This is a genomic window from Campylobacter sp. US53 (genome assembly GCF_004378995.1).
GTDB lineage: Bacteria > Campylobacterota > Campylobacteria > Campylobacterales > Campylobacteraceae > Campylobacter_D > Campylobacter_D jejuni.
The window spans coordinates 1-23,689 of the sequence record NZ_RYYH01000009.1; the positions used below are offsets into that span (position 1 = coordinate 1).

General features: G+C 30.5%; 22 protein-coding genes and 1 other RNA gene. 4 read left to right on the top strand and 19 right to left on the bottom strand.

From position 1 onward, the window contains the following. Nucleotides 1-134: 134 nt before the first annotated feature. A complete protein-coding gene (locus ELQ05_RS06945; protein WP_096702611.1) occupies nucleotides 135-1,511 on the bottom strand; it encodes a replicative DNA helicase in 1,377 nt (458 codons plus the stop codon). A 133-nt stretch (nucleotides 1,512-1,644) separates the two neighbouring features. On the opposite strand from ELQ05_RS06945, the gene ELQ05_RS06950 reads away from it, so the two are divergent. Then, complete coding sequence (locus tag ELQ05_RS06950; RefSeq protein WP_070316875.1) at nucleotides 1,645-2,574, top strand: DUF2860 family protein; 930 nt, start codon at nucleotides 1,645-1,647, stop codon at nucleotides 2,572-2,574. A gap of 38 nt (nucleotides 2,575-2,612) precedes the next feature. On the opposite strand, the gene ELQ05_RS06955 is transcribed toward ELQ05_RS06950, so the two are convergent. Both ELQ05_RS06955 and ELQ05_RS06960 read right to left on the bottom strand, forming a co-directional pair. Continuing rightward, entirely contained in the window at nucleotides 2,613-3,941 is a 1,329-nt protein-coding gene (locus ELQ05_RS06955; RefSeq protein WP_096702609.1) for an MATE family efflux transporter, read from the bottom strand. 206 nt (nucleotides 3,942-4,147) lie between these two features. Then, nucleotides 4,148-5,083, bottom strand: a complete 936-nt coding sequence (locus tag ELQ05_RS06960) for an NAD(P)-binding domain-containing protein (RefSeq protein ID WP_070316876.1) — start codon at nucleotides 5,081-5,083, stop codon at nucleotides 4,148-4,150. Nucleotides 5,084-5,153: 70 nt separating this feature from the next. Between ELQ05_RS06960 and ELQ05_RS06965 the strand changes: the two genes are divergently transcribed. Then, complete coding sequence (locus ELQ05_RS06965) at nucleotides 5,154-6,386, top strand: glutamate-5-semialdehyde dehydrogenase (RefSeq protein ID WP_134240043.1); 1,233 nt, start codon at nucleotides 5,154-5,156, stop codon at nucleotides 6,384-6,386. Further along, nucleotides 6,383-7,468: an FUSC family protein gene (locus ELQ05_RS06970; protein ID WP_052785385.1), complete on the top strand. Its 1,086-nt coding sequence runs from the start codon at nucleotides 6,383-6,385 to the stop codon at nucleotides 7,466-7,468. The genes ELQ05_RS06965 and ELQ05_RS06970 overlap by 4 nt, the downstream gene beginning before the upstream one ends. On the opposite strand, the gene ELQ05_RS06975 is transcribed toward ELQ05_RS06970, so the two are convergent. The 6 genes from ELQ05_RS06975 to efp all read right to left on the bottom strand — a co-directional run bounded on the left by ELQ05_RS06975 (nucleotide 7,465) and on the right by efp (nucleotide 13,059). Next, entirely contained in the window at nucleotides 7,465-8,262 is a 798-nt protein-coding gene (locus ELQ05_RS06975; RefSeq protein WP_002933481.1) for an amidohydrolase, read from the bottom strand. The two genes, ELQ05_RS06970 and ELQ05_RS06975, sit on opposite strands and share 4 nt — an antisense overlap. 10 nt (nucleotides 8,263-8,272) lie before the next feature. Continuing rightward, entirely contained in the window at nucleotides 8,273-9,565 is a 1,293-nt protein-coding gene (locus tag ELQ05_RS06980; protein ID WP_134240044.1) for an SLC13 family permease, read from the bottom strand. 118 nt (nucleotides 9,566-9,683) lie between these two features. After that, entirely contained in the window at nucleotides 9,684-10,688 is a 1,005-nt protein-coding gene (locus ELQ05_RS06985) for a DUF2891 domain-containing protein (RefSeq protein ID WP_134240045.1), read from the bottom strand. 9 nt (nucleotides 10,689-10,697) lie between these two features. After that, entirely contained in the window at nucleotides 10,698-11,651 is a 954-nt protein-coding gene (locus tag ELQ05_RS06990; RefSeq protein ID WP_052785381.1) for a DUF979 domain-containing protein, read from the bottom strand. Next, nucleotides 11,638-12,330: a DUF969 domain-containing protein gene (locus ELQ05_RS06995; protein WP_096702603.1), complete on the bottom strand. Its 693-nt coding sequence runs from the start codon at nucleotides 12,328-12,330 to the stop codon at nucleotides 11,638-11,640. Before ELQ05_RS06995 ends, ELQ05_RS06990 begins: the two co-directional genes overlap by 14 nt. A gap of 159 nt (nucleotides 12,331-12,489) precedes the next feature. Next, complete coding sequence (gene efp / locus ELQ05_RS07000) at nucleotides 12,490-13,059, bottom strand: elongation factor P (protein ID WP_002855210.1); 570 nt, start codon at nucleotides 13,057-13,059, stop codon at nucleotides 12,490-12,492. A 113-nt stretch (nucleotides 13,060-13,172) separates the two neighbouring features. Here efp and rnpB point away from each other — a divergent pair. Next, nucleotides 13,173-13,493: RNase P RNA component class A (rnpB, locus tag ELQ05_RS07005), an RNA gene on the top strand. On the opposite strand, the gene ELQ05_RS07010 is transcribed toward rnpB, so the two are convergent. The 10 genes from ELQ05_RS07010 to ELQ05_RS07055 form a co-directional block, all read right to left on the bottom strand. Next, nucleotides 13,490-13,765, bottom strand: coding sequence for a hypothetical protein (locus ELQ05_RS07010; RefSeq protein ID WP_088303756.1), 276 nt, complete (start codon nucleotides 13,763-13,765; stop codon nucleotides 13,490-13,492). The genes rnpB and ELQ05_RS07010 overlap by 4 nt on opposite strands. Then, complete coding sequence (gene fliS / locus ELQ05_RS07015) at nucleotides 13,746-14,132, bottom strand: flagellar export chaperone FliS (RefSeq protein WP_002933464.1); 387 nt, start codon at nucleotides 14,130-14,132, stop codon at nucleotides 13,746-13,748. Before fliS ends, ELQ05_RS07010 begins: the two co-directional genes overlap by 20 nt. A gap of 11 nt (nucleotides 14,133-14,143) precedes the next feature. Next, nucleotides 14,144-16,165: a flagellar filament capping protein FliD gene (gene fliD / locus ELQ05_RS07020; protein ID WP_134240046.1), complete on the bottom strand. Its 2,022-nt coding sequence runs from the start codon at nucleotides 16,163-16,165 to the stop codon at nucleotides 14,144-14,146. Nucleotides 16,166-16,167: 2 nt separating this feature from the next. Then, nucleotides 16,168-16,530: a FlaG family protein gene (locus ELQ05_RS07025; protein WP_070316882.1), complete on the bottom strand. Its 363-nt coding sequence runs from the start codon at nucleotides 16,528-16,530 to the stop codon at nucleotides 16,168-16,170. Nucleotides 16,531-16,686: 156 nt separating this feature from the next. Beyond that, entirely contained in the window at nucleotides 16,687-18,489 is a 1,803-nt protein-coding gene (locus tag ELQ05_RS07030) for a menaquinone biosynthesis decarboxylase (protein WP_134240047.1), read from the bottom strand. Then, nucleotides 18,486-19,409, bottom strand: a complete 924-nt coding sequence (gene hemC / locus ELQ05_RS07035) for a hydroxymethylbilane synthase (protein WP_096702599.1) — start codon at nucleotides 19,407-19,409, stop codon at nucleotides 18,486-18,488. Before hemC ends, ELQ05_RS07030 begins: the two co-directional genes overlap by 4 nt. Beyond that, nucleotides 19,406-19,795 (bottom strand): FxsA family protein, encoded by a 390-nt coding sequence (locus ELQ05_RS07040; protein WP_096702597.1) that lies wholly within the window; start codon nucleotides 19,793-19,795, stop codon nucleotides 19,406-19,408. Before ELQ05_RS07040 ends, hemC begins: the two co-directional genes overlap by 4 nt. Beyond that, nucleotides 19,792-21,501 carry a proline--tRNA ligase gene (locus ELQ05_RS07045; RefSeq protein WP_096702595.1) on the bottom strand — a complete coding sequence of 570 codons (1,710 nt, stop codon included), beginning with the start codon at nucleotides 21,499-21,501 and terminating at the stop codon, nucleotides 19,792-19,794. Before ELQ05_RS07045 ends, ELQ05_RS07040 begins: the two co-directional genes overlap by 4 nt. Then, entirely contained in the window at nucleotides 21,485-22,783 is a 1,299-nt protein-coding gene (gene hemA, locus ELQ05_RS07050) for a glutamyl-tRNA reductase (protein ID WP_134240048.1), read from the bottom strand. The genes ELQ05_RS07045 and hemA overlap by 17 nt, the downstream gene beginning before the upstream one ends. Beyond that, entirely contained in the window at nucleotides 22,783-23,676 is an 894-nt protein-coding gene (locus ELQ05_RS07055) for a hexaprenyl-diphosphate synthase (RefSeq protein ID WP_134240049.1), read from the bottom strand. The genes hemA and ELQ05_RS07055 overlap by 1 nt, the downstream gene beginning before the upstream one ends. Nucleotides 23,677-23,689 lie beyond the last annotated feature (13 nt).

The window sequence follows — 23,689 nt, forward strand, 5'->3', positions numbered from 1 at the left end:
ACTAACTATTATAAAACTATATGGTTTGAATTTAAATTTTATTTTATAGAAAAAATTGATTTAATGAGAGTAAATTTTGATTAAATATTGAAATTATTTGTGAGATATTTTTAATTAATATATATTAATTAAAGCTAGCCTGTAAATTCGGTAGTTTCATAACCTATAGGTTTATCTACAAAACAAGATTTTTCTTTTAAAAATACAACTTCTATAGTTCCAACAGGTCCATTTCTATTTTTTCCAACAATAATTTCAGCATTTTCTTGCATAGGATTTGGTATAAAAAGCCTTTGATAAGCTTTGCCTTCAGCTTTAGCTTTATTCTCTCTTTCTTTTTCTTCTTGTTCTCTATAAACCTCATCGCGATATACAAACAAAATAGCATCCGCATCTTGCTCTATAGCTCCACTTTCTCGCAAATCACTCATCAAAGGACGCTTATTTGCCCTTTGTTCTAAACCACGATTAAGTTGCGAAAGTGCGATAATAGGCATATCAAGCTCTCTGGCCAAAAGCTTAAGTCCTCTTGAAATTTCACTCACTTGCAAATGCCTATCATTAAAATTTGAATTACTCATCATAAGCCCTATATAATCAATCACACAAAGTCCTATATTTTCATCTTGGGATTTTAAACGCCTTAAAATAGCCCTTACATCAGCAATAGTTGCATAACCACTATCGTAAATATATAATTTCTTTTGACTATAATCATTACAAGCATCTCCTAAACGCTCCCATTCGTCATCGTTTAAATCTGCAGTTAAAATTTTTTGCAAAGGAATGGAAGTTTTGGAAGATAGCATTCTTTGCATGATTTGAATTGCAGGCATTTCAAGAGAAAACAAAGCCACGCCTTTATTTTGTCTTAAAACCTTATCAATGAAATTTAAACAAAGAGTTGTCTTTCCCATACCTGGGCGCGCAGCGATTATTATAAGTTCACCCCCTTTAAAACCTTTTGTCATTTTATTTAAACCTTCAAAACCTGTATCAAGCCCTATAATACCTTTATTTTCTAAAGTTTTTTGCTTTTTAAATTCTTCAAAAAGTTCTGATATTACCATATCAACATCTTTAATATCTCTAGAATTCACACGATTTGTAATGCTAAAAATTTCTTTACCAATTTCATCTGCGATTTCACTTACGGCACGATCTTCATTGATACGAGTTGGTAAAAGATGTGCAAAACTCAAAAGTTGTCTTTTTACGGACTTTTCACGAAGTTCATTTACATAAGCAGACAAATCTATCATAGAAGGAGTAGCAAGAATTTCTGCTAAAATCTCTTCATCTATTTTTTTATGTTTTTTTAAAAAACTTATAGAAATAGGCTCTTTGTTGTTGCTACAAGCTATAATTGCTTTAAAAATATCTTCATGAGCTTTAAGACTAAAATCTTTTGGGCTAATATCGCCTGCTATACTAGCGTAAGCTTCTTCACTCATGATACAACTGCTTAAAATAGCTCGTTCTAAATCCAAGTCATAATATTCTTGTTGCACTAAATTTCCTTATAAATAGTTTTAAAAATTTTATCTAAAAAAACTTAAAATTATAAACTTTAATTTTTTATAAATATTTAAAGTAATGTTAGTTACAATTATCATCATAACATTTATTTTATTAGGAGAACGCTTGAAAAAACATTTATTTTCATGTATTTTAGCTTCCATTTTAGCCCAGTCAGCTATGGCTGTAGATTTTCAAGAAGGTTTTAGTGGAAATTTAAGCATAGGTGTAGGTGCAAGAGATATTAAAAGTAATATTTCAACTTTAGCAGATAGTGATTACTTAGGTGGTTATGATGCTGATAATTCGGACTCTTCTTTTATTCCTTTTATCGGTGTAGAACTTTACTATGGCAACCTTATAGACAATGATAGAGTTTTTATCAAAAACTATAATGGAAGAGATATCAGCGGTATAGCTTTAGGTTACGAAAAAGCTTATTTAGAGCGTTTTAGCACTTCTTTTTCTGTAATCTCTTCTTTAAGAGAAAAAGCTTATGCAAATCCTTATCAAACAGGCAATAGAGAAGAAACTGGTGTTGATAGATATGGTTTTAAAATCTCTCAACTTTACGAAAGTGATTTAGGAAAATTTACAGCTTCATATTTATTTAGCAAAAACAAATATGATAAAGACGCAGTTGAGTACAGCTCTTTAAAAAGAGAGGGGTATTATCACGAGTTTGAATTAAATTACAATTACAGTTTGTTAAATTTAGGACTAAGTTATGATTATAATGATGCAGATGGAAAAGCTCAAAGTTACTCAAGATATGGTTTAAGCATGGGAGCAAATTTAGCTTTTGCTAATGACTATATCTTCACCCCAAATTTAAGTCTTAGCAAATATGAAGCAGTAGGAACAGATCCTATCTTCCACAAAAAACAAGACGGTAATATAGTTAAGCTTAATCTAAAAGTTGTTAAAAATCAATTTTTGGGCTATAACGGACTTTATGGTTTTGCAAATTATGGTATAGAAAAAAGAAATAGCGATATAGGATTTTATGATGAAACCTATCAAGTTGTTTTAACTGGAATAGGATATAAATTCTAAAAAAGCTCCTTTGATAAAATTTAAAAAAGATCTATCCACTATAAAGATAGATCTTTAAAAATCCTTTTAAAAAAAATCCAAGCTAAAATCAAAACACAAAATTCAGCAAAAAATGGACTTAACCATACTCCATTTAAACCTATAAAACAGGATAAAAGCAAAAGAAAAAATAAAGGCATGAATAAATTTTGCGTTAAACTTAGAACCAAAGAAAAGCTTGCCTTATTAAAAGCTGTCAAAAAAGAACCGCTTAGAATATTAAACCATGCAAAAAGATAATTAAAAGCAAAAAGCATCAAAGCTGTATAAGCAAAAGTTTTAAATTCTTGATCATTTTCTTTTGCAAAAAGTGTTATCAAATTTTCTCCAAATATCAATATAAACACTATAGAAAATAAAGATAAAATTCCCCCTGCAAAAAATACCACTTTTATAATGGCTTTAATCCTTAAAAAATCTTTTTTAGCATAATTATAACTAAGCGCAGGTTGCATCGCATCCCCCATAGCAATAATAAGCATTATGATAAAACTATCAATATATAAAATAATAGAAAAAGCTGCCACGGCTTGAGTGGTAGAAATTTTTAATAAAACAAAATTTGCAAAAATACTATATAAAGAACCCGAAACATTGCCAAAAAACTCGCTACTTCCATTATAAAGAATATTTTTAAAAATTCTCAAATTTATATATAAACTTGAGAATTTAAGCTCTAAATTTTGAAATAAAAAAGGAATAATTCCAAAAATACCACTTAAAACAATTCCTAAACAAGTTGCAAGGGCTACCGAAAACAAGCCCCAACCAAATACAACTATAAAAAGATAATCAAATACAATATTACTTAAAGCTATGATTATATTCATAATCATACTATAGGTTGTTTTTCCACAAATTCTTAAATAATTGTCCAAGGCAAAAGAAAGCATGGTAAAAGGTGCAAATAAAGCAAAAACAAACATACATTTTTTAGCCATAGTTTTAATCTCATCACTAACATTTAGACAATCAATCAAAACAGGTCCTAAAAAATACTCCAAAATTCCAATAAAGCAAGAGATTAGAAAAATAATCAATATACTAGAACTAAATATCTTTCTAGCTAAATTCTTCTTGCCCAAACCCAAATGCATAGAAATTTGCACTGCTGAACCTATAGCTATCATATCAGCCAAAGCAAAAGACATCATAATAAAGGGAATAATCAAGGCTAGTGCCGCTAAAGCATCACTTCCTAGATATTTTCCAACAAAAATTCCATCAACTATATAATAAAAAGAAATAAAAGCCATGCTTATAACATTTGGCACGGCGCATTTTATAAAAAGCCTAAAAGGGCTTAAAGTGCTAAAAATATTTGACATATAAATCCTTTAAAAATATTAAAATAAAATATTTTTAAAGACGCTAGTATAGTGCTTGAAGTCCTAAAATATAGAAATTTAGACGATAAGTTCTTATTGTTGTTTTTGTATTGATTTTATTTTGCATTTTCATAGATTTAAATTAAAATAATAAGAATTATAAAATTTACTTATTAATAAGTCAAATTTAGCCCAAAGGCTAAATTTTAAAGCACGGAAAGAATTTTTACAGCGTCATTTAACCCTGTAACTATACTTGCTCCATTTTTAGTAGCAATATCTCCTGCTACAAAGATACCTTTAACATTGCTTTGTTTATTTTCATCCATTAAAGGCACACCTTTATCATCAACATTAATCCCGCATTTTTGTAAAAAATCAAGTGGAGTAGAACCACCAATAGCATAAATGATTCTATCATAAATATCGCTTGTACCATCGGTAAAATTTACCTTAGCCTTGCCACTATCATCTTCTACTTCATTAATGTCGATTCCTAGTTTTAACTCTACTTTACCCGAATTTCCAGCTTCGTGAATATCTTTAAGATTGATATCATTTAATCTTGTAAATTCTTTTTTACGATAACAAAGGCTAACTTGATTTGAATTAGCCAAATCCACAGCGTATTCTGCTGCTGAATTTCCGCCACCTACAACAAGAATTTTTTCATTTCCCAAAACTGAATTGGCATTAAAATTAATGATTTTTGTTAAAGTCATAGGAAGTTTGTAATCAGGCTTATTAGGTTTGCCCATTCTACCTATAGCAACGATAATGTTTTTACACTCATAAACACCTTTAGCTGTGCTTACTAAAAAAACTCCATTTTCATTTTTAACACTCTCAACTTCAGAGCCAAATTCAATTTCTATATTGTGCTCTTTCAATGCGTTTTGAAAAGTTTCTATAGTGCTTTCTTTGGTGCCATCTTCAAAAGGAACATGTCCATGATTAGTTCCTTCGCATCCCTTATAAGCTTTATCTACTCTCTTGCCATCTTTATAAAATTGCATTAAAGTTTGGCAAATGTTATTTGATTTTTCCAGTATCAAAACCTCTTTGTTTTTAAGCTTAGCTTCAACCGCACAGCCTATGCCTGTTGGACCTGCACCTACTATAATTAAATCTATTTTTTTCATTTATATTTACCTTTCAATTCTGATTTTTTTTGTATAATTTATCAAGTTTTTTGTAAATAAAGGATTAAAAATGCGAAATTTGCTTGAAAATATTAAGAAAAATTCTCAAAAACTACTTAACTTAACACCTAAAGATAAAGAAAAAATTATTTTAAAATTAGCTCAAAATTTAAGAGAAAATTTCAAAATTATCCTAGAAGCAAATGAAAAAGATATAGCAAATTTCACAAAAAGTGGAGCAATAAAAGATAGGCTTTTGTTAGATGAAAAACGCATTTTAACTCTTTGTGAAGGCCTAGAAAAAATCGCTTACATCGAAGATCCTATAGGCAAAATTTCTAAAGCTTGGAAAAATTATGCGGGTTTGAGCATACAAAAAATAAGCATTCCTTTAGGACTTATTTGTGTTATTTACGAAGCAAGGCCTAGTCTTAGTGCTGAAATTGCAGCTTTAATGATAAAAAGTTCTAATACTTGTGTATTTAAAGGTGGAAGTGAAGCAAAATTTACAAACAAAGCTATATTTACTCTTGTTAGCAAAGCACTTAAGGAATTTAGTTTGCAAGATTGTTTTGCCATGCTTACTCAAAGAGACGAGATCAAACAAATTCTAACTTTTGATGATTTAATCGATGTGATCATACCTCGCGGTAGTTCAAATATGATACAAGAAATTGCAAACAATACTAAAATTCCTCTCATTAAGCAAGATAAGGGCTTGTGTCATGCTTTTGTAGATCAAAGTGCTAACTTAGATATGGCTTTAAAAATAATCCTTAATGCAAAGTGTCAAAGAGTAAGTGTTTGCAACGCTTTAGAAACGCTTTTAATCCATGAAAAAATTGCTAAAAATTTTATAAGTCTTTTAATCCCTGAATTTAAAAAATTTAAGGTAAAAATTCACGCCCATGAAAATGCTTTGGCTTATTTTAACAACTCAAATTTAGAAGTTTTTAAAGCAAATGAAAATACCTTTGATACAGAATGGCTTGATTTTGCTTTAAGTGTAAAATTAGTAAAAGATTGCGATGAAGCTATAGAGCATATCAACAAACACAGCTCCTTGCATTCTGAAAGCATTATCTCAAATGATGCTTCAAATATCGCTAAATTTCAACGCCTTATAAACTCATCTTGCATTTATGCTAATGCTTCAACGCGTTTTAGCGATGGAGGAGAATTTGGCTTTGGTGGAGAAGTTGGAATTTCAACTAACAAATTGCATGCTAGAGGTCCTATGGGGATTGAAGATATTTGCACTTATAAATATATAATCAATGGGGAAGGACAAATTCGAGAGTGAATAAATTAGAAATACTAAAGCAACACTTTAAAGAAATTGCTAAACTAAATTCAAGCGAACAAGTTTGGCAAATGCCTTTTTTTGCGGCTTTGGGTGTGGGTATAGTTTTAGGGTTTAGTGTATTTTTTGGAAAATTAAACTATGGGCTCATTGCCATGATAGGAGCTTTATCTTTTTTATATGTTCCAAACACTCCTTTATATCATAGAATGGCTGTTGTGATGTGCTGTTCTTTTGGCATAGTTTCTAGTTTTTTCTTAGGAATTTTAACTCATTTTTTGCCTTCAGTTTTTGCCTTCATCCCTATAGGACTTGTGGCCATGGGAAGTTCTGTTTTAATTAGATATTATAACATTGGCGCACCTGGATATTTCTTCTTTGTATTTTCTTGTGTTTTAGGAGCTTATTCTCCTTTTGAAGCTAAGGATTTTATTTTTTTAGTGGGTCTTGTTTTTCTTGGAGCAATGGTGGCTAATTTAATGGCTTTGTTATATTCTATCGTTGTGATTTATGGATTTAAAAATGCTTTACCTGGCGAAATTCCACCTAGAGAATACATAGGTTTTGATGCAGTTTTTGTGGATTCTTTGATTATGGGTTCTTTTGTGGCTTTTTCTATATTTTTAGGAACTTTTTTAGAACTTGAAAGAAGTTATTGGATAGCCATTTCTTGCACAGCTATTATGCAAGGTGTAACTTTAAACTCTATATGGATTAAACAAATTCAACGTATCATAGGAACGGCCTTAGGAGTATGTTTTGCATGGTGGCTTTTATCTAAACAATTTCACAATATAGAGCTTGTTTTACTTATGATGTCTTTGTTTTTTATAGGACAATTTTTAGTCAATCGAAACTATGCTTTAGCTATGATTTTCTTTACTCCTTATGCTACTTATCTTTCAGAAGCAGCTAATTTTATGAGTGAAAATGCAGATACATTGATACTCGCTCGTTTGATTGATGTCGTAATAGGAAGCATTTTAGGACTTTTAGGTGGTTTTGTAATTTACAAACCTTATCTAAGAGTACATTTTGAACGCATTGCAAAATACATCTTTAGGATAAAACAAAAAGCTTAAAAGTCAAATAAAGCACAAGCATTATCCCCCAAAATTTGCTCTTGTTCTTTTTTAGATACGACAACTTCATTGAAAGCTACTAGAGCCGATGAAAAATTAACATTTACTTCAAAATTTGTATGCGGCCAATCGCTTCCAAAAACAAAATTGCTAAGTGGAAAATGTTCTTTTAAAATTTCATATATTTTCTTTGCAAATTTTACAGCTTGTTCATTATTAGCATAATCTATTTTTGCCCTATAAAAACCGCTAATTTTAAAAAATATTCTAGAGTTTTTTAAACAAATTAGATCCTCTAAATTTGTTAAGTTTGTATTAGCTCTTGCTAAATGATCGATAACAATATTACAACCATAAGGAATTAAATTTTCAACAATATCAACAAGATTATTGTCTAAATCTCTTTGAATTTCTATTTGCATTTTAAGCTTACTTAAATTTTCAAAAAATTGAGTCCAAACCGTACTTTTAAAATTTGGCAATTCTTTGCCAATTAAATTTAATCTAACTCCACAAGCTTTTCTTTGTTTTAGTTTTTTAAGCTCATCAAATTTAATACCTTCATCAACCACAACTATAGCTTTTATATTTTCATCTTTTTCGATACTCTGAAGCAAAAATTCATTATCAACACCTAAAAAACTTGGCTGAACTAAAACCCCTTTATCAAAATCATAATGATCTAAATTTGCTTTATAATCTTTAAAACTAGCGTCATAATCAGGTTTATATCTTGCATTTGCAACCGTATTTAACTTTTTCAAAAATATATGTGCATGAGTATCAATCTTCACTAAATTATCCTTATAAAATAAAACTCATTATAATAGTGGCTAAAATCGCCGCCATAAATCCTATAGGCACAGCTTTAATAAGCAAATCTTTAAATAATTTTTCTTTATATTTATCAGGACAAGATCCTAAAATTAAACTTCCTCCAGAAGAAAAAGGAGAAATAGCAGAAGCTTGAGCCCCTATAACAATACAAGAAAAAAGCAATACCTCGCTTAATCCACTGCTTGCAGCAATGCTTGGAACTATAGGAAAAAGCGCTGGAGTAACCACGCCCAAAGTACTTGAAAAAAGCGACATAAAAGCTGCAATAGCACACATTATTAACGGAATAAAAATCACATTGATCTCATTTTCTACAAGATCTGAAAATAATTTTATAGCCCCCGCTTCAACCGCTATACTAATTAACATCCCTACTCCACAAATCATTATCAAGGTTCCCCAAGGAATTAAAGCAACAACTTGTTTCTCATCGGCTAATTTTAAAAATAAAGCAATGGCAACAAAAATCATGGCTATCATGGCTATATCTATTTTTTTATTAAAATAACTAATTGTCTCATTATGTGGAAAAATAATATTTAACACAGGAAAGATTAAAACAACAATAATCATCATAAACATGAGAATTAAAGTAGTTTTTTGTTTATAATCAAATGGATCAGGTTTTGAAATAACACTGATTTGCATCTTATTTTTAAAAGCATTAAACACAAAAAAAGATAATACTATAATAGGCAAAATTATAGTAAAAGCAAAAATAATACTAGAATTTACAAAAGCTTCATTTGCTTCAATACCTGAATTTTCCATCAATCCTCGAAAAATAATCCCACTTTGAGAAGTCATAAAATTTGCTCCTCCCAAAGCACCATAGTTTATAGCCATAGCTCCAGCAATTTTACTTAAACCGATTTTATCGCAAAGTAAAAAAGTAAGTGGTGCCATAAAAGCCAAAACCGTATAAAAACCCGCTCCTAAAGCAGCTATAATAGCACTAACCACAAAAATAACAAAAGGAAGCAAATAAGGATGATTAGCAAAACGATACATCAAATGTCCAGCTAATTTTTCAAGAGTTCCATTTACGGTTGCAAAATTATAAAACAATGAAACAGCAAAAATAACAAAAAATATAGAAATAGGCCAAAAAGCTATGATTTTTTTAGGAGCCAAATCCATAAAAAAAGCTCCTATAACATAAGCAAAAATCATAGCAAAAATTCCAACATTATGTCTAGTAATATAGCCCAAAATAATAGCCACTATAATACTAGAGATGATTAAAAAAACCATTATCATCCTTTAAAATATTATTGGGCTTATAATATCAAAAAATATATTTTTCAAAGCATAAAAACAAAATATAAATTTAAAAAATATCTATTTAGTAACAAATTTACTCATCTTATGAAATTTTTTATAAAATATCCACATCCATAGCAAGCAAAGCAAAGCTTCCTAGCCAATGCGACCCAAGATAATCATCTTCTATATGAGCTATGGCTTTATCAAAATGCTCTGTAGAATTGTTTCTTAAAAGAATTTTTAAATTTTCATCGCAAAAATTTGAAAGTATTTTAAAACACCAAGCACGACTTAAATTCAGCCCATCTAAATGTGCTATTTTACCATCGCTCCTATCACTCACACTCACAGGGGTAAATAAAGTTGCAGGTTCTTTTGTTTCTAAATTTGGCAAATATGCTTTAAAAAATTTTACAAAATCATTTTTAGGTAAAACAGCACTTAAAAGCACCGCTTCCATCAAAACAGGAGATAAAAACTCATCTCCACAAGGCTCTAAAGCTTGCATATTTTTATCATTTAAAAACCACTTTTTAGCACTTTGGATGATGCAATACTCCAATTCTTGATCTTTTTTAAATCTTGCATATTCTAAAGCAAAATACAAAGCAAAAGAGCTATTAAAATGAGTTCCAACTCGTATAGGATAATCCATCTTAGGCAAAAACTCCTTAAATTCTTTAACAAAAAAATCAGCTATACCTTCTAAATTTTTAGCCCAAATTTCAGCTTTGTCATTTTCCTTAGTAAGTAAATTTATCTCCAAAGCCAGTTTTAAAAACCATCCCCATCCATAAGGTCTTTCAAAACCTTTGTGCGCAGGGTTTTGAAGATACTTAAGCTCTCCTTCTGCTTTTTCTTTGCTAAATTGAGAATCTAAGGCTTTGATGATTTCATCCTTTGGGGCAAAATGAGAAAAATCTTTTAAAATTTTCACCAAAAGCCAGTGAGAATGCACGCTAGAATGCCAATCATAAGAACCATAAAATATAGGATACATAAGTTTTGGCGGTTTAATATCATTGATATCATTAAAAGAATGTGTGATTTTATTTGGCAATTCTCTAAAAATATTTTCTAGTGCAATAAAGCTAAATTGTTTTATAAATTTTTCCATTTTTTCTCCTTAAAATCTAAAAGCTAAAAAATACATTAAAAAGATATTAGCTATAAGCAAAACAAGTCCTGACATAAACTGGGCTTTAATTACGCCATTTTTATCATCTAAATTTAAAAGTGCCGCAGGAACTATATTAAAATTTGCAGCCATAGGCGTCATTAAAGTTCCACAAAATCCACTAAGCATTCCAATCGCTCCTATAATAGCAGGATTTGCATGCATTTGTATGATTAAAATCGGCAAAGCAATAGCAGCAGTAATCACAGGAAAAGCTGCAAAAGCATTGCCCATTACTATAGTAAAAAGCGCCATAGCAATACAATACACAGCTACTGTAATAAAGGCATTATCTAAACTAATATAACTAGATAAAAGTTTAGATACTTGATCGCCCATTCCCGTAGAAACAAAAACTACTCCAAGTGTAGCCAAAATTTGCGGTAAAAGCGCCGCCCAACTAATGTGATCCATACTATGTGCTGCATCCTTAACGGCTCTTTTAGGAGAAGCCTTAAACATAAAACAAGCAACCACTGAAGAAATAATTATACCTATAATCAAAGCCATCAATGTAGCATTTTTATTTTCAAAAAAACTCAAATAGGGAAATAAAAAAGTCCCAATAAGTGTAATCAAAGGAACCATTAAAGCAGGAATAAAAAGTTTATTTTTATAAATATTTGCATGTTTTATCTCGTATTCTTTTTCTTCTTTGCTAACTTCAATCTTTGCTGGTTTTAATAAATTAAATCCTGCTATAAGTGCTAGTAAAATCACTATACAACCCATCACAAAATGAGGCAAAACTCCTGCTAGTAAAAAAGTAAAACTATAACTTATCCAGAATACCCCGCCGCTTATTCTTGATTTTATATCTTTAGCTTGATTAGAAAAACTTAAAATTCCAAAAACTAAAAATAAAATTCCTACAATATAATAAAGCAAATCAAGACTTATCATCACTCGACCCTTTATAAGTTTTTTCTAATCTTTTATCAAATAAATAAAGTCTAGAACAATGGATAATTAAAGCCAAAATTCCAGTTGGTATAGCCCAAACTGATAAATGCAATGGCTCAACAATAATACCATTGCTCTCATAAAAAGCTTTAATAAATAAAATAGAATGCACGGCTATAAAAATATCCTCTCCAAAAAATACAGCAACATTATCCGTTCCCGCAGAAAAAGCTTTGATTTTTTGACTATCTTTATGTGTTAAGTTTTTAAATTTAAGCTTAGCTGCAGCTTCTGCCATAGGGGCTATTAAAGGTCTTATCATCTGTGCATGTCCGCCTAAAGATAAAAGCCCTAAAGCTGCAGTAACTTGTCTAAAAACAAAATAACACATTAAAATTCGTCCTGTACTGGCAACTTTTATTTTGGATATTAAATTTTTAGCCTGCTCTCTTAAGCCTTTGCGTTCCAAAACAGCAAGTAAAGGTAAAATAAGCCAAATTATAGCAACATAGCGATTATCTACAAAAGATTTTCCTATATCACTAACAACCTTAACAAAATCAAAACCTGAAACAAGTCCAGCATAAATTCCAACTGAAGTTACCACTAAAAAAGGATTAATCTTTAAAGCAAAACCTAAAACAATCAAAGGTATAGAAGCAAGAAGTAACCATTCCATCAACCATCTCCACAATATAAATTAGGAATATTATAGAAATTTTAAATTGAAGAAAAGTTTAAAAAAATATTTTTAAGAATAGAATGAGAAATTAAGTAACAAAATAAATTTTATATAAATTTAAAAAAGCCTTGGAATAGTCCAAAAGCTTTTTTTGTATTATTTGTTCGCTCTTTCTATATACTCACCACGCACAGTATCAACACGTATAACTTCACCTTCTAATACATGAAAAGGAATTTGCACTACCGCACCTGTTTCTAATGTAGCTGGTTTTTTATTTGATCCTTGAGTATCACCTTTGAAATTTGGAGCCGTTTCGATGATTTTGAGTTCAACAACTTGTGGAACTTCTACGCCGATAGCTTTACCATTGTGGAAAAGCACATCTACCATCATACCATCAAGCATCCATTTTTTTGCCTCACCCACATCATCATCACTTATAGCTACTTGCTCATACGTTTGTGTATCCATAAACTGGCAATTTTCACCATCATCATAAAGATACTGCATGGTTTTATCTTCTAGATTTGGAGCTTCGCATTTATCGCCTGCATGGAAAGTTTTTTCAAGCACTTTACCATCAATAAAAGATTTGATTTTAATACGCACAAAAGCAGGGCCTTTACCTGGTTTTACATGCTGATACTCAACTATTTTAAAAGGAATTCCATCAATTTCTATTTTAAGTCCCTTTTTTAAATCACCCATTGAATAAGATGCCATAAATTTCCTTTGTTAAAAAATAAAAAATAATTTTATCAAATTTTGATTGATATCACAATAAAATTATTTTATTTGATAAAAAAATAAGTAAAATTACGTTAAAATCCAAATTTAAAGCATAGTAAATGCTCGCTTCTTTTTAGAAGAGGAAAGTCCGAGCTGCTAAAGACAAGCATTCCATCTAACAGATGGCTAGGGCAACCTAAGGGATAGTGCAACAGAAAGAAAACTACCACACAAGTGGAAAAGGTGAAACGGCGGGGTAAAAGCCCACCAGCGATTTTGGTAACAATTTCGGCTATGTAAACCCAATGTGCAGCAAGAAGGGATGGTTAGCGTCTTTGTTTTAACCCTTCGCTTGATTTTGTTTGCAAAAACAAAACTAGATAAATGAGCATTCAAGACAGAACTCGGCTTATCGCTATGCTTTTTAAGATCTAACATAGGTCAAAGCTTTTTGAAATTTTTGAATTTCAACAGCCTTTGTTTTTTTCTTTTGTTCGATTAGTGTAACAGCTTCTTGCAAAAGAGCTTGAACTTGATAAAATACATCATTTGCATTTTCTTTTAAAAAATCTTCTGAAGGCGATTTTTTGGCTAAATTTTTAACAAAAGCTTTCATATCAAGTTCATCAAGTAAATTTTTAAGTTTGTTAACATCTTCTTGAATTAATGCGAGTTTAAAATCATTGAGCCATTGTTTCATTACTATGCACTTCTCTCCAAGCCTCTAGTAAACCTTTGGTTACATTTATAACTTCATTAATTCTTTCTTCGTTATTTTCTAAATTTGCCAAAGATAAAAGTTGAATTTCTCTTGTATAAAGCCCACTTAAATAATGCGCCACATCTCCACCTTTTTCATAATCTAAAGTATTAATAAGTTCTATAAAAATAGCTGTTGTTCTTTTTACAAAGTATACTCTTTGCTCTATATCTTCATTTCTTATCGCCACTTTAGCTCTTGCACAAAAACGCAAAATTCCCTCATAAAGCATTTCAATAAGTTTTTGCGGAGATTCTATCCCCGCTTGATTTTGAGAATAAGCATTATAAGCTAAACTATTTTGCATCTTTTTTATCCTTAATTATTAGAATTATTCGCTGCATTGATCATATTAGTTACAGTTGCTAATTGCTGATTAAGTTTATTTAAGATGCTCTCATATTGCAACCATTGATTTGCCATTGTATCATATCTTGCATCGATCATATCTTGAGCTGATTTTTTTGATTCATTTAAAGATTTAGTATCATTAGTTAAACTCTCATCATATTTAGTTAATGAACCATTTGTTCCTGTCATCCCTTGAAGTGTTGATTTAAGTTGAGCAAAGATACCTTTACCTTCTATAGGTTTTGCAGCTATAGTGGTTTCACTTAAACCAAATAATTTTAATTTTTTAGCATCTCCTTTAATCGAAAAATCAGAACTTCCATCACCACTAAATTTAAGTTTAAAACCTACTTCTCCGTTTTTGCTATATTCTTCAACTTTAACCTTTAAACCATCTATACCAAGACTATTGATATGAGTAGCTAAATTTTTAAGCATTTCTTCTTCAGTTGACCCAGTAAGTACAAAATTTTCACCACTTGTAGTCTTTGATATATCATAGGTTTGACCATTATAAACTATCTTAAAATCACCTGGCTTAAATGTAATTCCTTTATTTTTTTCATCTTCACTTCTTGTTTCAACACTATCACTAGTTTCTTCTTTAGGAGTTAAATAATCTTTTAAACTATCTTTTTCAATCAAGTCTCCAGTATGAGAAATATCTTGATATTGGGTGATACCTGCAAAAAAACTTTCCGCAAAATCAGGATTTTCTTTTACCTTGCTTTCAAATTTAGAAGAATCAAAACTTAAAGTCCCAGCATCATTCAAAGTTAAACCAAAATCTTGCATAGAAAGCATAACTGTAGCATTAACTTTGTTGCCATTATCATCAATTACAGTTCCACTAACTGATTGAGAATCAAACAAAGCAGAAAGTATACTAGAGCGTATAGAATTTACTTCAGTTACACCTTGTAAAGTTCCTTTAGTTCCTGTTTCAGAATTATAATCAGTAGCAGCATTAAGATTGGTTACTAAGTCATTATAAGCATCTACTAATTCTTGCATAGCCTTAGTTACAGCTTCATTATCTTGCTGAACATCAAAATCAATTTCTCCAGTTTTATTCAAGGTTAAAGTAAGTCCAACACCAAGATCTGTCACAGTATTACTTTGGCGTATCATCTTAACCCCATCAAGGGTAAATTCAGCATTTTGAGCTTTTTGTATATGTAAAGGACTTTCTTCATTATCTTTTATCCCATAACCCTTAAAAGTTTCTGAATCAAGAGTAAGAATATAATCACCATCGACACTTCCTTCTCTTCCTGCAGTATCTGATAAAGGTTTATCTAATTCCCAACCAAGATTTGAAAAAAGCTTTGAAGCATTTTTATCAACTACATATCTTCCTTTATCATCTTTATATCCATCAAAAAACCCGATAGCATTATCTTCTCCGGTTTCCTTGCTGGTTAAAGTTAAACGATAAGGAGCATCTTTTTCACCTGTATTTACAATCTTTGCAACGATCTCACCACCTGTAGCTTCATTAATTTTATCAGCTAAATCTCTATAGGTTGTGTTTTTATCATAGGTAACAGTATATTGTTTTCCATTTTGAATAAGTGTAAAAGAAGCTTGTTTATCCCCTAAATTAGGATCAACATACCCACCATCATTTGCTAAACCTTTGCTTTGATAAACATCTTTTTGAGCAAGTTGCTTAACATTTATTTTCATGCTTTGTAAAGATACCCCACTGCTAGCTGTTAGGCTTGCTGGAGGATTAGTGGTAACACTAGCACTTACTTTTCTTTTTGCAAAAGCTGTTGCATCTGCTAAAGAAGAAACTGCGGTTTGAAACGTAAGCAATTTTGTTTTTATTTCAGTTAAATCTTTTTGTTTAGTTGTATTTTCTTCGATTTTTTTAGTATAAGGATCAATGCGAGCTTTTTGTTCAGCTTCTTTCAACTTATCTAAAGTATCTTGAGTTAAAACTCCAGAACCAAATCCTAAACTAGATAAACTACCAAATGCCATTTTTAACTCTCCTTATCAAATATCATTCCTATCACATCCCTAAAATACTCAGCTAATCTCATAGCTTCTTCACTAGGGATTTGACGAATTTCCCTTCCAGTACTTTTTTCAGTCACGCTAATATACATAGAATTAATTTTATCGCTATAACCAAAACGGACATTAGTATCTAAAGAATCCATTTGCTCATTTAACTTTTTTGTAATATTAGCTAACTTTTCACTCACACCTTGTTGTCCATCATCGCCTCCTTGGCTTTGACTTCTATCGGTTTGAATGTTTGAACTAGCCTGTGTCTCACTTGTTCTTTGGCTAATGTTTGCCAAAGCTGTATCCATTTGCCCATTTGCCTTCGATATTTCCATTTTAAAATCCTTTTTAAAATTTCTTATTGCTAGTTACAAGCTTATATCGACAAATTTATAAATTTATGAACACTTAGTAAAGAAAAAAATTATTTTTCAATATAAAAAAACAATAAGCAAAAACTGTACCAAAATTTTAAAAAAATCTCAACTATCTTAAAAAATTTCAAATTTATTAAAAAGATCTGGATTATTTTCTAAAATATTACGCAAGATTAAATCTTCTATCACGCTTTTAGTGCAATCTGTTTGCTTAGGCCAAGTTCTTAAATAACCCTCGGCTTCACCCTTAGCACTTGCATCCACTCCAAGTCTTTCTTCTTTGATAAAAATATCTCTTTTAGCATCTATATTATTTACCACACGCCAAACAAGCATATAAGGGTTTTCAAGCTTATTTTCGGTATCCAAAAATACTAAAATCCTAAAATGTTTTTTAAATTCTAAAAGTTTATTAAAACTTTGTTCGATTTTTTCTTTTTTATCAAGCAAAATGCAAACTATAGGACTTTTGCTTTCTTTATAAAATTGCTTTAAATTTAAAAGCTCTACCTTGGTTTTAAAAAGTTCTAACAATTTTTCATCTTCTAAAATTTCAAGCTCTTCTACTTGTGTTTCCTTACAAGCATCAAGTCCTGCTTTACCCCCAAAACAAGCATTAGGCGAAGCATGATCTAATTGATCGCAAATTCCTTCTGAAATTAAAATTTTCTTTGTATCAAAACGATTTAAGATATAAGGAATTAAAGCATTATAATCTTTCAAAGAAGGTGCATTTTTATCTACAAAAATCGCATGTTTAACAAAACTCATTTGCCCCACTCCCCAAAATGCATGCATAATTTGTTGCGCATGAGCGGGATATTTTGCATCGATTTTTGCTAAGATAAGATTATGAAAAACTCCATTTTCAGGCATATTATAATCAATTAAATCAGGTACTGAAGTTTGAAGCAAGGGTAAAAAAATTCTTTCGGTACCAAGCCCCATAATCTTATCTTCTAAAGGAGGCTTTCCTACAACTGTTGCTTGATAGATCGCATCTTTTTTAGTATAAATTTTTTCTACTTTCATCACAGGAAAAAGTTCAGCAGGAGTGTAAAAACCCGTATGATCTCCAAAAGGACCTTCAATTTTAAACTCTTCTAAATCCACATAACCTTCAATAACCACATCACTATCATAAGGTACAAAAATACCATTTTCACAAGGGGTAAGTTTTGCAGGAGTTTTTTTAATAAAACCATAAAGCAAAAGTTCAAAAATTCCTTTAGGTAAAGGTGCTTGAGAACACCAAATATAAAGCGGATCTCCGCCTATAGCTATACTTACAGGCATTTTTTTAAAACCAGCATTTTTGTATTCGTGATAAAAATTTGCCCCATCTTTATGAATTTGCCAATGCATTAAAAGTTCATTTTTATCACTCATTTGCAAACGATACATTCCAAGATTATTTTGAGTTTTATCTAAATTTTGCGTATAAACTTGCCCCATGGTGATAAATTTACCCGCATCATCTTCCCAAGTTTTAAGTACTGGAAGTTCTTCAAGGGAGTTTAAAATTTCATAATCATACAAGGCTTTATTTTTTTTCAGTCTTTTAGGAGGAACATTTTTAAAACTTAACAAATTCATAAAAAAATCCATTTTTGCTTTAAAACTCGTAGGAATATGAAGCTTGGTGAGTTTTGAAATTTCTTCAGCCACCTCTTCATAATCACGCCCAAAAGCTAAATTTAAAGCCTTTTCATTGCAAAAAGTATTCATCAAAACAGGAAATTTATATTGTTTATTTAATTTTTTATCTATAGGATTTTTAAACAATAAAGCCTTACCTTTTTCTCCTTTTTTAGCTTCTATATAAGCTAAATGAGCGATTTCAAGATCTACATCTACAGGCTCTTCAATTACCCTTAAAAGATCATTTTCTTTTAAAATTTGAATAAATTCTTTCATAGCATGCTCTCAGCTTTTTTTAAAAGTTCTTTAGCACCTTTAGCAATAAACTCCTTAGCCAAACTCTCCCCAAAACCTTTAAAATCATTCTTTTTAATCATTCTTTTATCTTTTAAAATTTCACTTCCATCAGGAAGTCCAAGCACTGCACGCACACAAATTTCATCTCCTAAAAGCTCTGCGTTAATACCTATAGGAACTTGACAACCCCCTTCTAAAGTAGCAATAAATTCTCTTTCAATGCTTGTTTCAATCAAAGCATTTTCATCATTTAAACATTTTAAAAGTTCTAAAATTTTTTCATCATTTATGCTTTCTATACCTAAAGCTCCTTGAGAAGCCGAGGGAATAAGCTCATCCTTGCTAAATTCATAAACAAAATTCACTTGCTTATCTAAGTTTAAACGTTTAATTCCCGCCATAGCTAAAATGATCGCATCAAATTCATTATTTTTTAATTTCTCTATACGAGAATTAACATTGCCACGCAAAGAAATAATCTCTAAATCAGGTCTTAGTAATAAAATCTGCATCTTGCGTCTAAGACTAGTAGTGCCTATTTTTGCACCTTTTGGCAAAGAAAGAAAATCTTTATAATTTTGACTTAGCATGGCATCATTGCTTTGCTCTCTTTTACTTACCGCTGCCAAGACTAAACCTTGAGGAAAAAAACTAGGCACATCTTTTAAACTATGCACCGCCAAATGTGCTTCTTTTCTTAACATACTTTCTTCAAGTTCTTTTGTAAAAAGTCCCTTACCGCCAATTTTTGCCAAAGGAGAATCCAGCAAAACATCACCTTTTGTTTTAAAACCTTCTAAAAGCACTTCAATTTGATGTGTATTTTTTAAAATTTGGGCTACATGCTCACTTTGCCAAAGGGCTAATTGACTTTTTCTTGTTGCGATAATAAGCTTCATTTTCTATCCTCTATAATTTCAACATCAATGATTTCTTCATTAGAATTTTGATACTCTTGCTTAGCGTATTGATATTTTGATTTAGTCATTAATTTCAAAGTAATACCAAAGAAAAATACAAAAATTCCAAAAACACTTGTAATAATCCCTGGAACAACAAGCAAAAATCCTGCGATAACAAAAGAAAATTGTGTTAACATATCCTTTAAGCCACCCATTTGAAATTCAAGCATATTTTTCCAAAAAACACCCAATAAAACCACCCCAAAAATCATACTCAAAAGTATGAAAAACAAAAAATTACCAAAACCAAAAAAAACTATAAAAAGCACACTTGCAATAATTTCAAGTACAAACAAAGGACTTAAACTTAATTTATAATTCATAACACTTTCTTTTTAAGAATTTCCATAAGTTCATCAGTTTTTATAAGTTCTTTTATCAAACCTTCTCTTTGGATAAGCTCTATTTCATTCTTTTCTAATCCTTTACCAACAACTAACGCATAAGGAAAGCCCATAAGTTCAAAATCATTCATTTTAACCCCAAAACGCTCATTTCTATCATCAAGCAATACCTCTAATCCAAGATTGGTTAAATCCTCATAAAGCTTATTGGCAAATTCTAAAGCCTTTTCATCTTTGAGATTTGAAACAATAATTTCAAGCACAAAAGGAGCTAAAGTTTTATTCCAAATACATCCTTTTTCATCATGACTTGCTTCAATAGCTACAGCCAACAAGCGTGAAACACCTATGCCATAACATCCCATGTAAAAAGGCTGACTTTTGCCATTTTCATCTAAGAAATTTGCATTCATCGCTTTGGAATATTTTTGTCCTAGTTTAAAAATATGCCCTACTTCTATACCTTTGCTTTGTTTTAATTTTGCTCCACATTTAGCACAGCAATCCCCTTCTTTAACTTCAATCAAATCTTTAAAACGATCTTTGTTTAAATTTACAACATCAATGCCGATTAAATGATAATCTTTTTCATTCGCACCCATAATCATTTGTTTTTCGTTTTCAAGCTCAAAATCTATATAAAAATCTATATCTTTTAATCCCACAAAACCTATAAAACCAGCTACTAAACCAGCTTTTTCCAATTCTTCTTCGCTTGCATCGACTAGTTCAAGGGCATTGCAAGCATTTTGAGCCTTGATTTCTTGTAAATCATCACTTCCTCTTATAAAAAACACAACTAATTTGCTTTCATTTTCATAAATAGCTTTTTTTACCACTGCTTTAATCGTATAAAAAGCATTAATTTTAAAAAATTGCGCTAAAGAATCTATAGTTTTAATATTTGGAGTGTGAAATTTACTTGCATAATTTGCTTCAGGACGCTCATCTTGACAAATTTTTTTAGCTCTTTTTGCAGCTTCAACATTAGCCGCATAATCACAATTTTCACAAATTAAAATATCATCTTCCCCATTTTTTGCCAAAACCATAAATTCCTTAGAACCGCTTCCACCAATAGCCCCACTATCAGCTTCAACTGCTCTAAAATCAAGTCCCATTCTTTGTAAAATTTGAGAATAAGTTTTATACATAAGCTCAAACTCACGCCCTAAATCTTCTTCATTAGCATGAAAACTATATCCATCTTTCATCAAAAATTCACGACATCTTAAAAGTCCAAATCTAGGCCTTGCTTCATCACGAAATTTAAGTCCGATTTGATATAAATGTAAAGGAAGTTGTTTATAACTTGTGATTTTGTTTTTTACCAAAGAAAGCATAGCTTCTTCATGTGTTGGACCTAAAACAAATTCATTTTCTTTTCTGTCTTTAAAACGCAAAAGTTCTTTTCCAAAAACATTATAACGCCCACTTTCTTGCCACAAACTTGCAGGAGTAATAAAACTAAGATTTACTTCTTGTGCTCCAGCCTTATCCATTTCTTCTTTAACTATATTTTTAATTTTGTCCAAAACTCTTTTTCCTAAAGGCAAGAAATTATAAAGTCCGCTACCAATTTGTTCTACAAAACCTGCACGCGTTAAAAAAATATGACTAGGCAAACTCGCATCTTTTGGCGCTTCTTTTAAACTTGGTGCATAAAATTTAGTAAATCTCATCATTATTCTCCATATCAAATTCACATTTATATTGATTTAAACCTTCAAGATTATTTTGTAAATCAAAAACATAACGCATAGCATTAATCACTGTATCACTTTGCATTTTACCTTGTAAATGTTTCAAATTTACAGTAGGCGTGTGTAAAAAAGCCTTAAAAACTTGATGAATCAACTTTCTAGCCTCTTCTTTATCGGATTTTTTCAAATATCCTTTTTTTAACGCAATTTCAAGTTGTTTATCTGCATATTCTTTAGCTTGCAAGCGCATAGCTTTGATAATAGGCATCAAAGCCAAATCGTTTAAATACCTAAAAAATTCACTTGTTTCACGACCTATTATCCCATAAGCCATGCGAGCTTCTTGTTCTCTTAGTGCTAAATTTTTTTGAACTACAATCTCAAGATCATCTACAGCAAAAACAGATATATTTTCATTTTCATTGATATCAATATCCCTTGGAACTGCAATATCAAAAAAATACCTTTTGTAAGGAAGTTCTTCTATTAAAGAATTTGTAATAATAGCATTTGGTGCATTGGTAGCTGAGAAAAAAAACTCGTATTGATTTAAATATTTTTTTAAATTTTCTAAACTATCATATTCGCTTAAAACACCAAGTCTCTCGCACAAATCTTTGGCTTTTTGTAAATCACGATTTAAAATAATCACTTTAGCACTTGCAGCAATTAAATGTTTTGCCGCAAGTTCTCCCATCTCTCCAGCTCCAATAACAACAGCTTTTTTTTGCGTTAAATCTGCAAGTTCTTTTGCTTTTGCTACAGCAACGCTAGCTACAGAAATAGGATTTTTAGAAATTTGAGTTTCATTACGTACCTTAGCAGCGCATTTAAAAGCACTATGCACTGCTCTTGAAAGGTGTACTCCACAAAAGCTATTTTTTACAGCAAAAGCAAAAGCATCTTTTAATTGTCCTGCTATCTGAGTTTCTCCAACCACCAAACTATCCAAAGAACTTGCTACAGAAAAAAGATGGTGAATTGCTCCACTATCTTCAAAAATATCAACTTTTTCAAGTAAAATATCTTTATCCACATCACAAAGCAAAGCCAAAGATTTAACAATAAACTCCACACAGGCCATTTTTACAAAAGCAACAATTTCAACACGATTGCAAGTACTTATAACCAAACATTCTTCAATATTTTTATGAGTACTGATAATTTTTAAAAACTCACTTTTTTTAGCTTCATTGGAAAAGCTTAACTTTTCCCTTAAGGCAATATCTGTATTTTTGTGAGTAAAAGATATACAATAATACATTAAAATTCCCTATCTATCATAGCTTTAATAATATCATTAAGCTTCTTATTATCATATTTTTCAATCGCTTTGCTAGCCTTTTTTGCATAAGTTTTAGCTTCTAAAATAGCTTTTTCCAAAGCTTTTTGTTCTTCAAATTTAGTTTTTAGCCACTCTTTTTCATTTTCATTTAAATCTTTTTTAAATAAAGTCTGCAAATATATCCTATCTTGTTCTTGTAAATTTTCATAAAGATAAATATAAGGTAAGGTAGTCTTACCCTCTTTAAAATCATTCATAGCAGGTTTTCCAAGAATTTTTTCATCACTCTTAATATCTAAAATATCATCAATCATCTGAAAAGCGAGTCCTAAATTTTTTCCATATTCTGCAAAATCTTTTTCATATAATCCAGCCAAAATAGCTCCGCATCTCGCACTTGCTTCGATCAAAACAGCTGTTTTATTATAAATCATTTTCAAATAAGCTTCTTTATTGATATTAAATTTCTCTCCCAAATCAACATCCATAAGTTCACCTATAGCAAGCTTTACAACAGCATCTGAAATAATACTTGCAAATCTAGCATCCATTTTGCTCAATTCATAAAAGGCTTTTGAATACAAAATATCACCCAACATAAGAGCATTTTTTGTACCAAATTCAGCATTGACAGATCTTGCTCCACGCCTTAATTCACTCTCATCGATAATATCATCATGTAACAAACTAGCAAGATGTATCAATTCTATAGTTGCACAAATTTTAAAAGCAATCTCACTCTCATCTGCGATAGCTAATAATAATTTAGAACGTAACTTCTTTCCTGATTTTACATTTGAAAGCATATTTAAAATAGGTTCATAGTCAAGCTCTTGTAAAAACTGTTTTATTAATTCATCTATTTTTTGCACTATCTTTTCCTTG

Coding starts and splice junctions, on each gene's coding strand:
- ELQ05_RS06955 (WP_096702609.1), bottom strand. CDS start 3,941: ATGTCAAATATTTTTAGCACTTTAAGCCCTTTTAGGCTTTTTATAAAA.
- ELQ05_RS06960 (WP_070316876.1), bottom strand. CDS start 5,083: ATGAAAAAAATAGATTTAATTATAGTAGGTGCAGGTCCAACAGGCATA.
- ELQ05_RS06965 (WP_134240043.1), top strand. CDS start 5,154: ATGCGAAATTTGCTTGAAAATATTAAGAAAAATTCTCAAAAACTACTT.
- ELQ05_RS06980 (WP_134240044.1), bottom strand. CDS start 9,565: ATGATAATGGTTTTTTTAATCATCTCTAGTATTATAGTGGCTATTATT.
- ELQ05_RS06985 (WP_134240045.1), bottom strand. CDS start 10,688: ATGGAAAAATTTATAAAACAATTTAGCTTTATTGCACTAGAAAATATT.
- ELQ05_RS06990 (WP_052785381.1), bottom strand. CDS start 11,651: ATGATAAGTCTTGATTTGCTTTATTATATTGTAGGAATTTTATTTTTA.
- ELQ05_RS06995 (WP_096702603.1), bottom strand. CDS start 12,330: ATGGAATGGTTACTTCTTGCTTCTATACCTTTGATTGTTTTAGGTTTT.
- efp (WP_002855210.1), bottom strand. CDS start 13,059: ATGGCATCTTATTCAATGGGTGATTTAAAAAAGGGACTTAAAATAGAA.
- ELQ05_RS07010 (WP_088303756.1), bottom strand. CDS start 13,765: ATGAAACAATGGCTCAATGATTTTAAACTCGCATTAATTCAAGAAGAT.
- fliS (WP_002933464.1), bottom strand. CDS start 14,132: ATGCAAAATAGTTTAGCTTATAATGCTTATTCTCAAAATCAAGCGGGG.
- fliD (WP_134240046.1), bottom strand. CDS start 16,165: ATGGCATTTGGTAGTTTATCTAGTTTAGGATTTGGTTCTGGAGTTTTA.
- ELQ05_RS07025 (WP_070316882.1), bottom strand. CDS start 16,530: ATGGAAATATCGAAGGCAAATGGGCAAATGGATACAGCTTTGGCAAAC.
- ELQ05_RS07030 (WP_134240047.1), bottom strand. CDS start 18,489: ATGAAAGAATTTATTCAAATTTTAAAAGAAAATGATCTTTTAAGGGTA.
- hemC (WP_096702599.1), bottom strand. CDS start 19,409: ATGAAGCTTATTATCGCAACAAGAAAAAGTCAATTAGCCCTTTGGCAA.
- ELQ05_RS07040 (WP_096702597.1), bottom strand. CDS start 19,795: ATGAATTATAAATTAAGTTTAAGTCCTTTGTTTGTACTTGAAATTATT.
- ELQ05_RS07045 (WP_096702595.1), bottom strand. CDS start 21,501: ATGATGAGATTTACTAAATTTTATGCACCAAGTTTAAAAGAAGCGCCA.
- hemA (WP_134240048.1), bottom strand. CDS start 22,783: ATGTATTATTGTATATCTTTTACTCACAAAAATACAGATATTGCCTTA.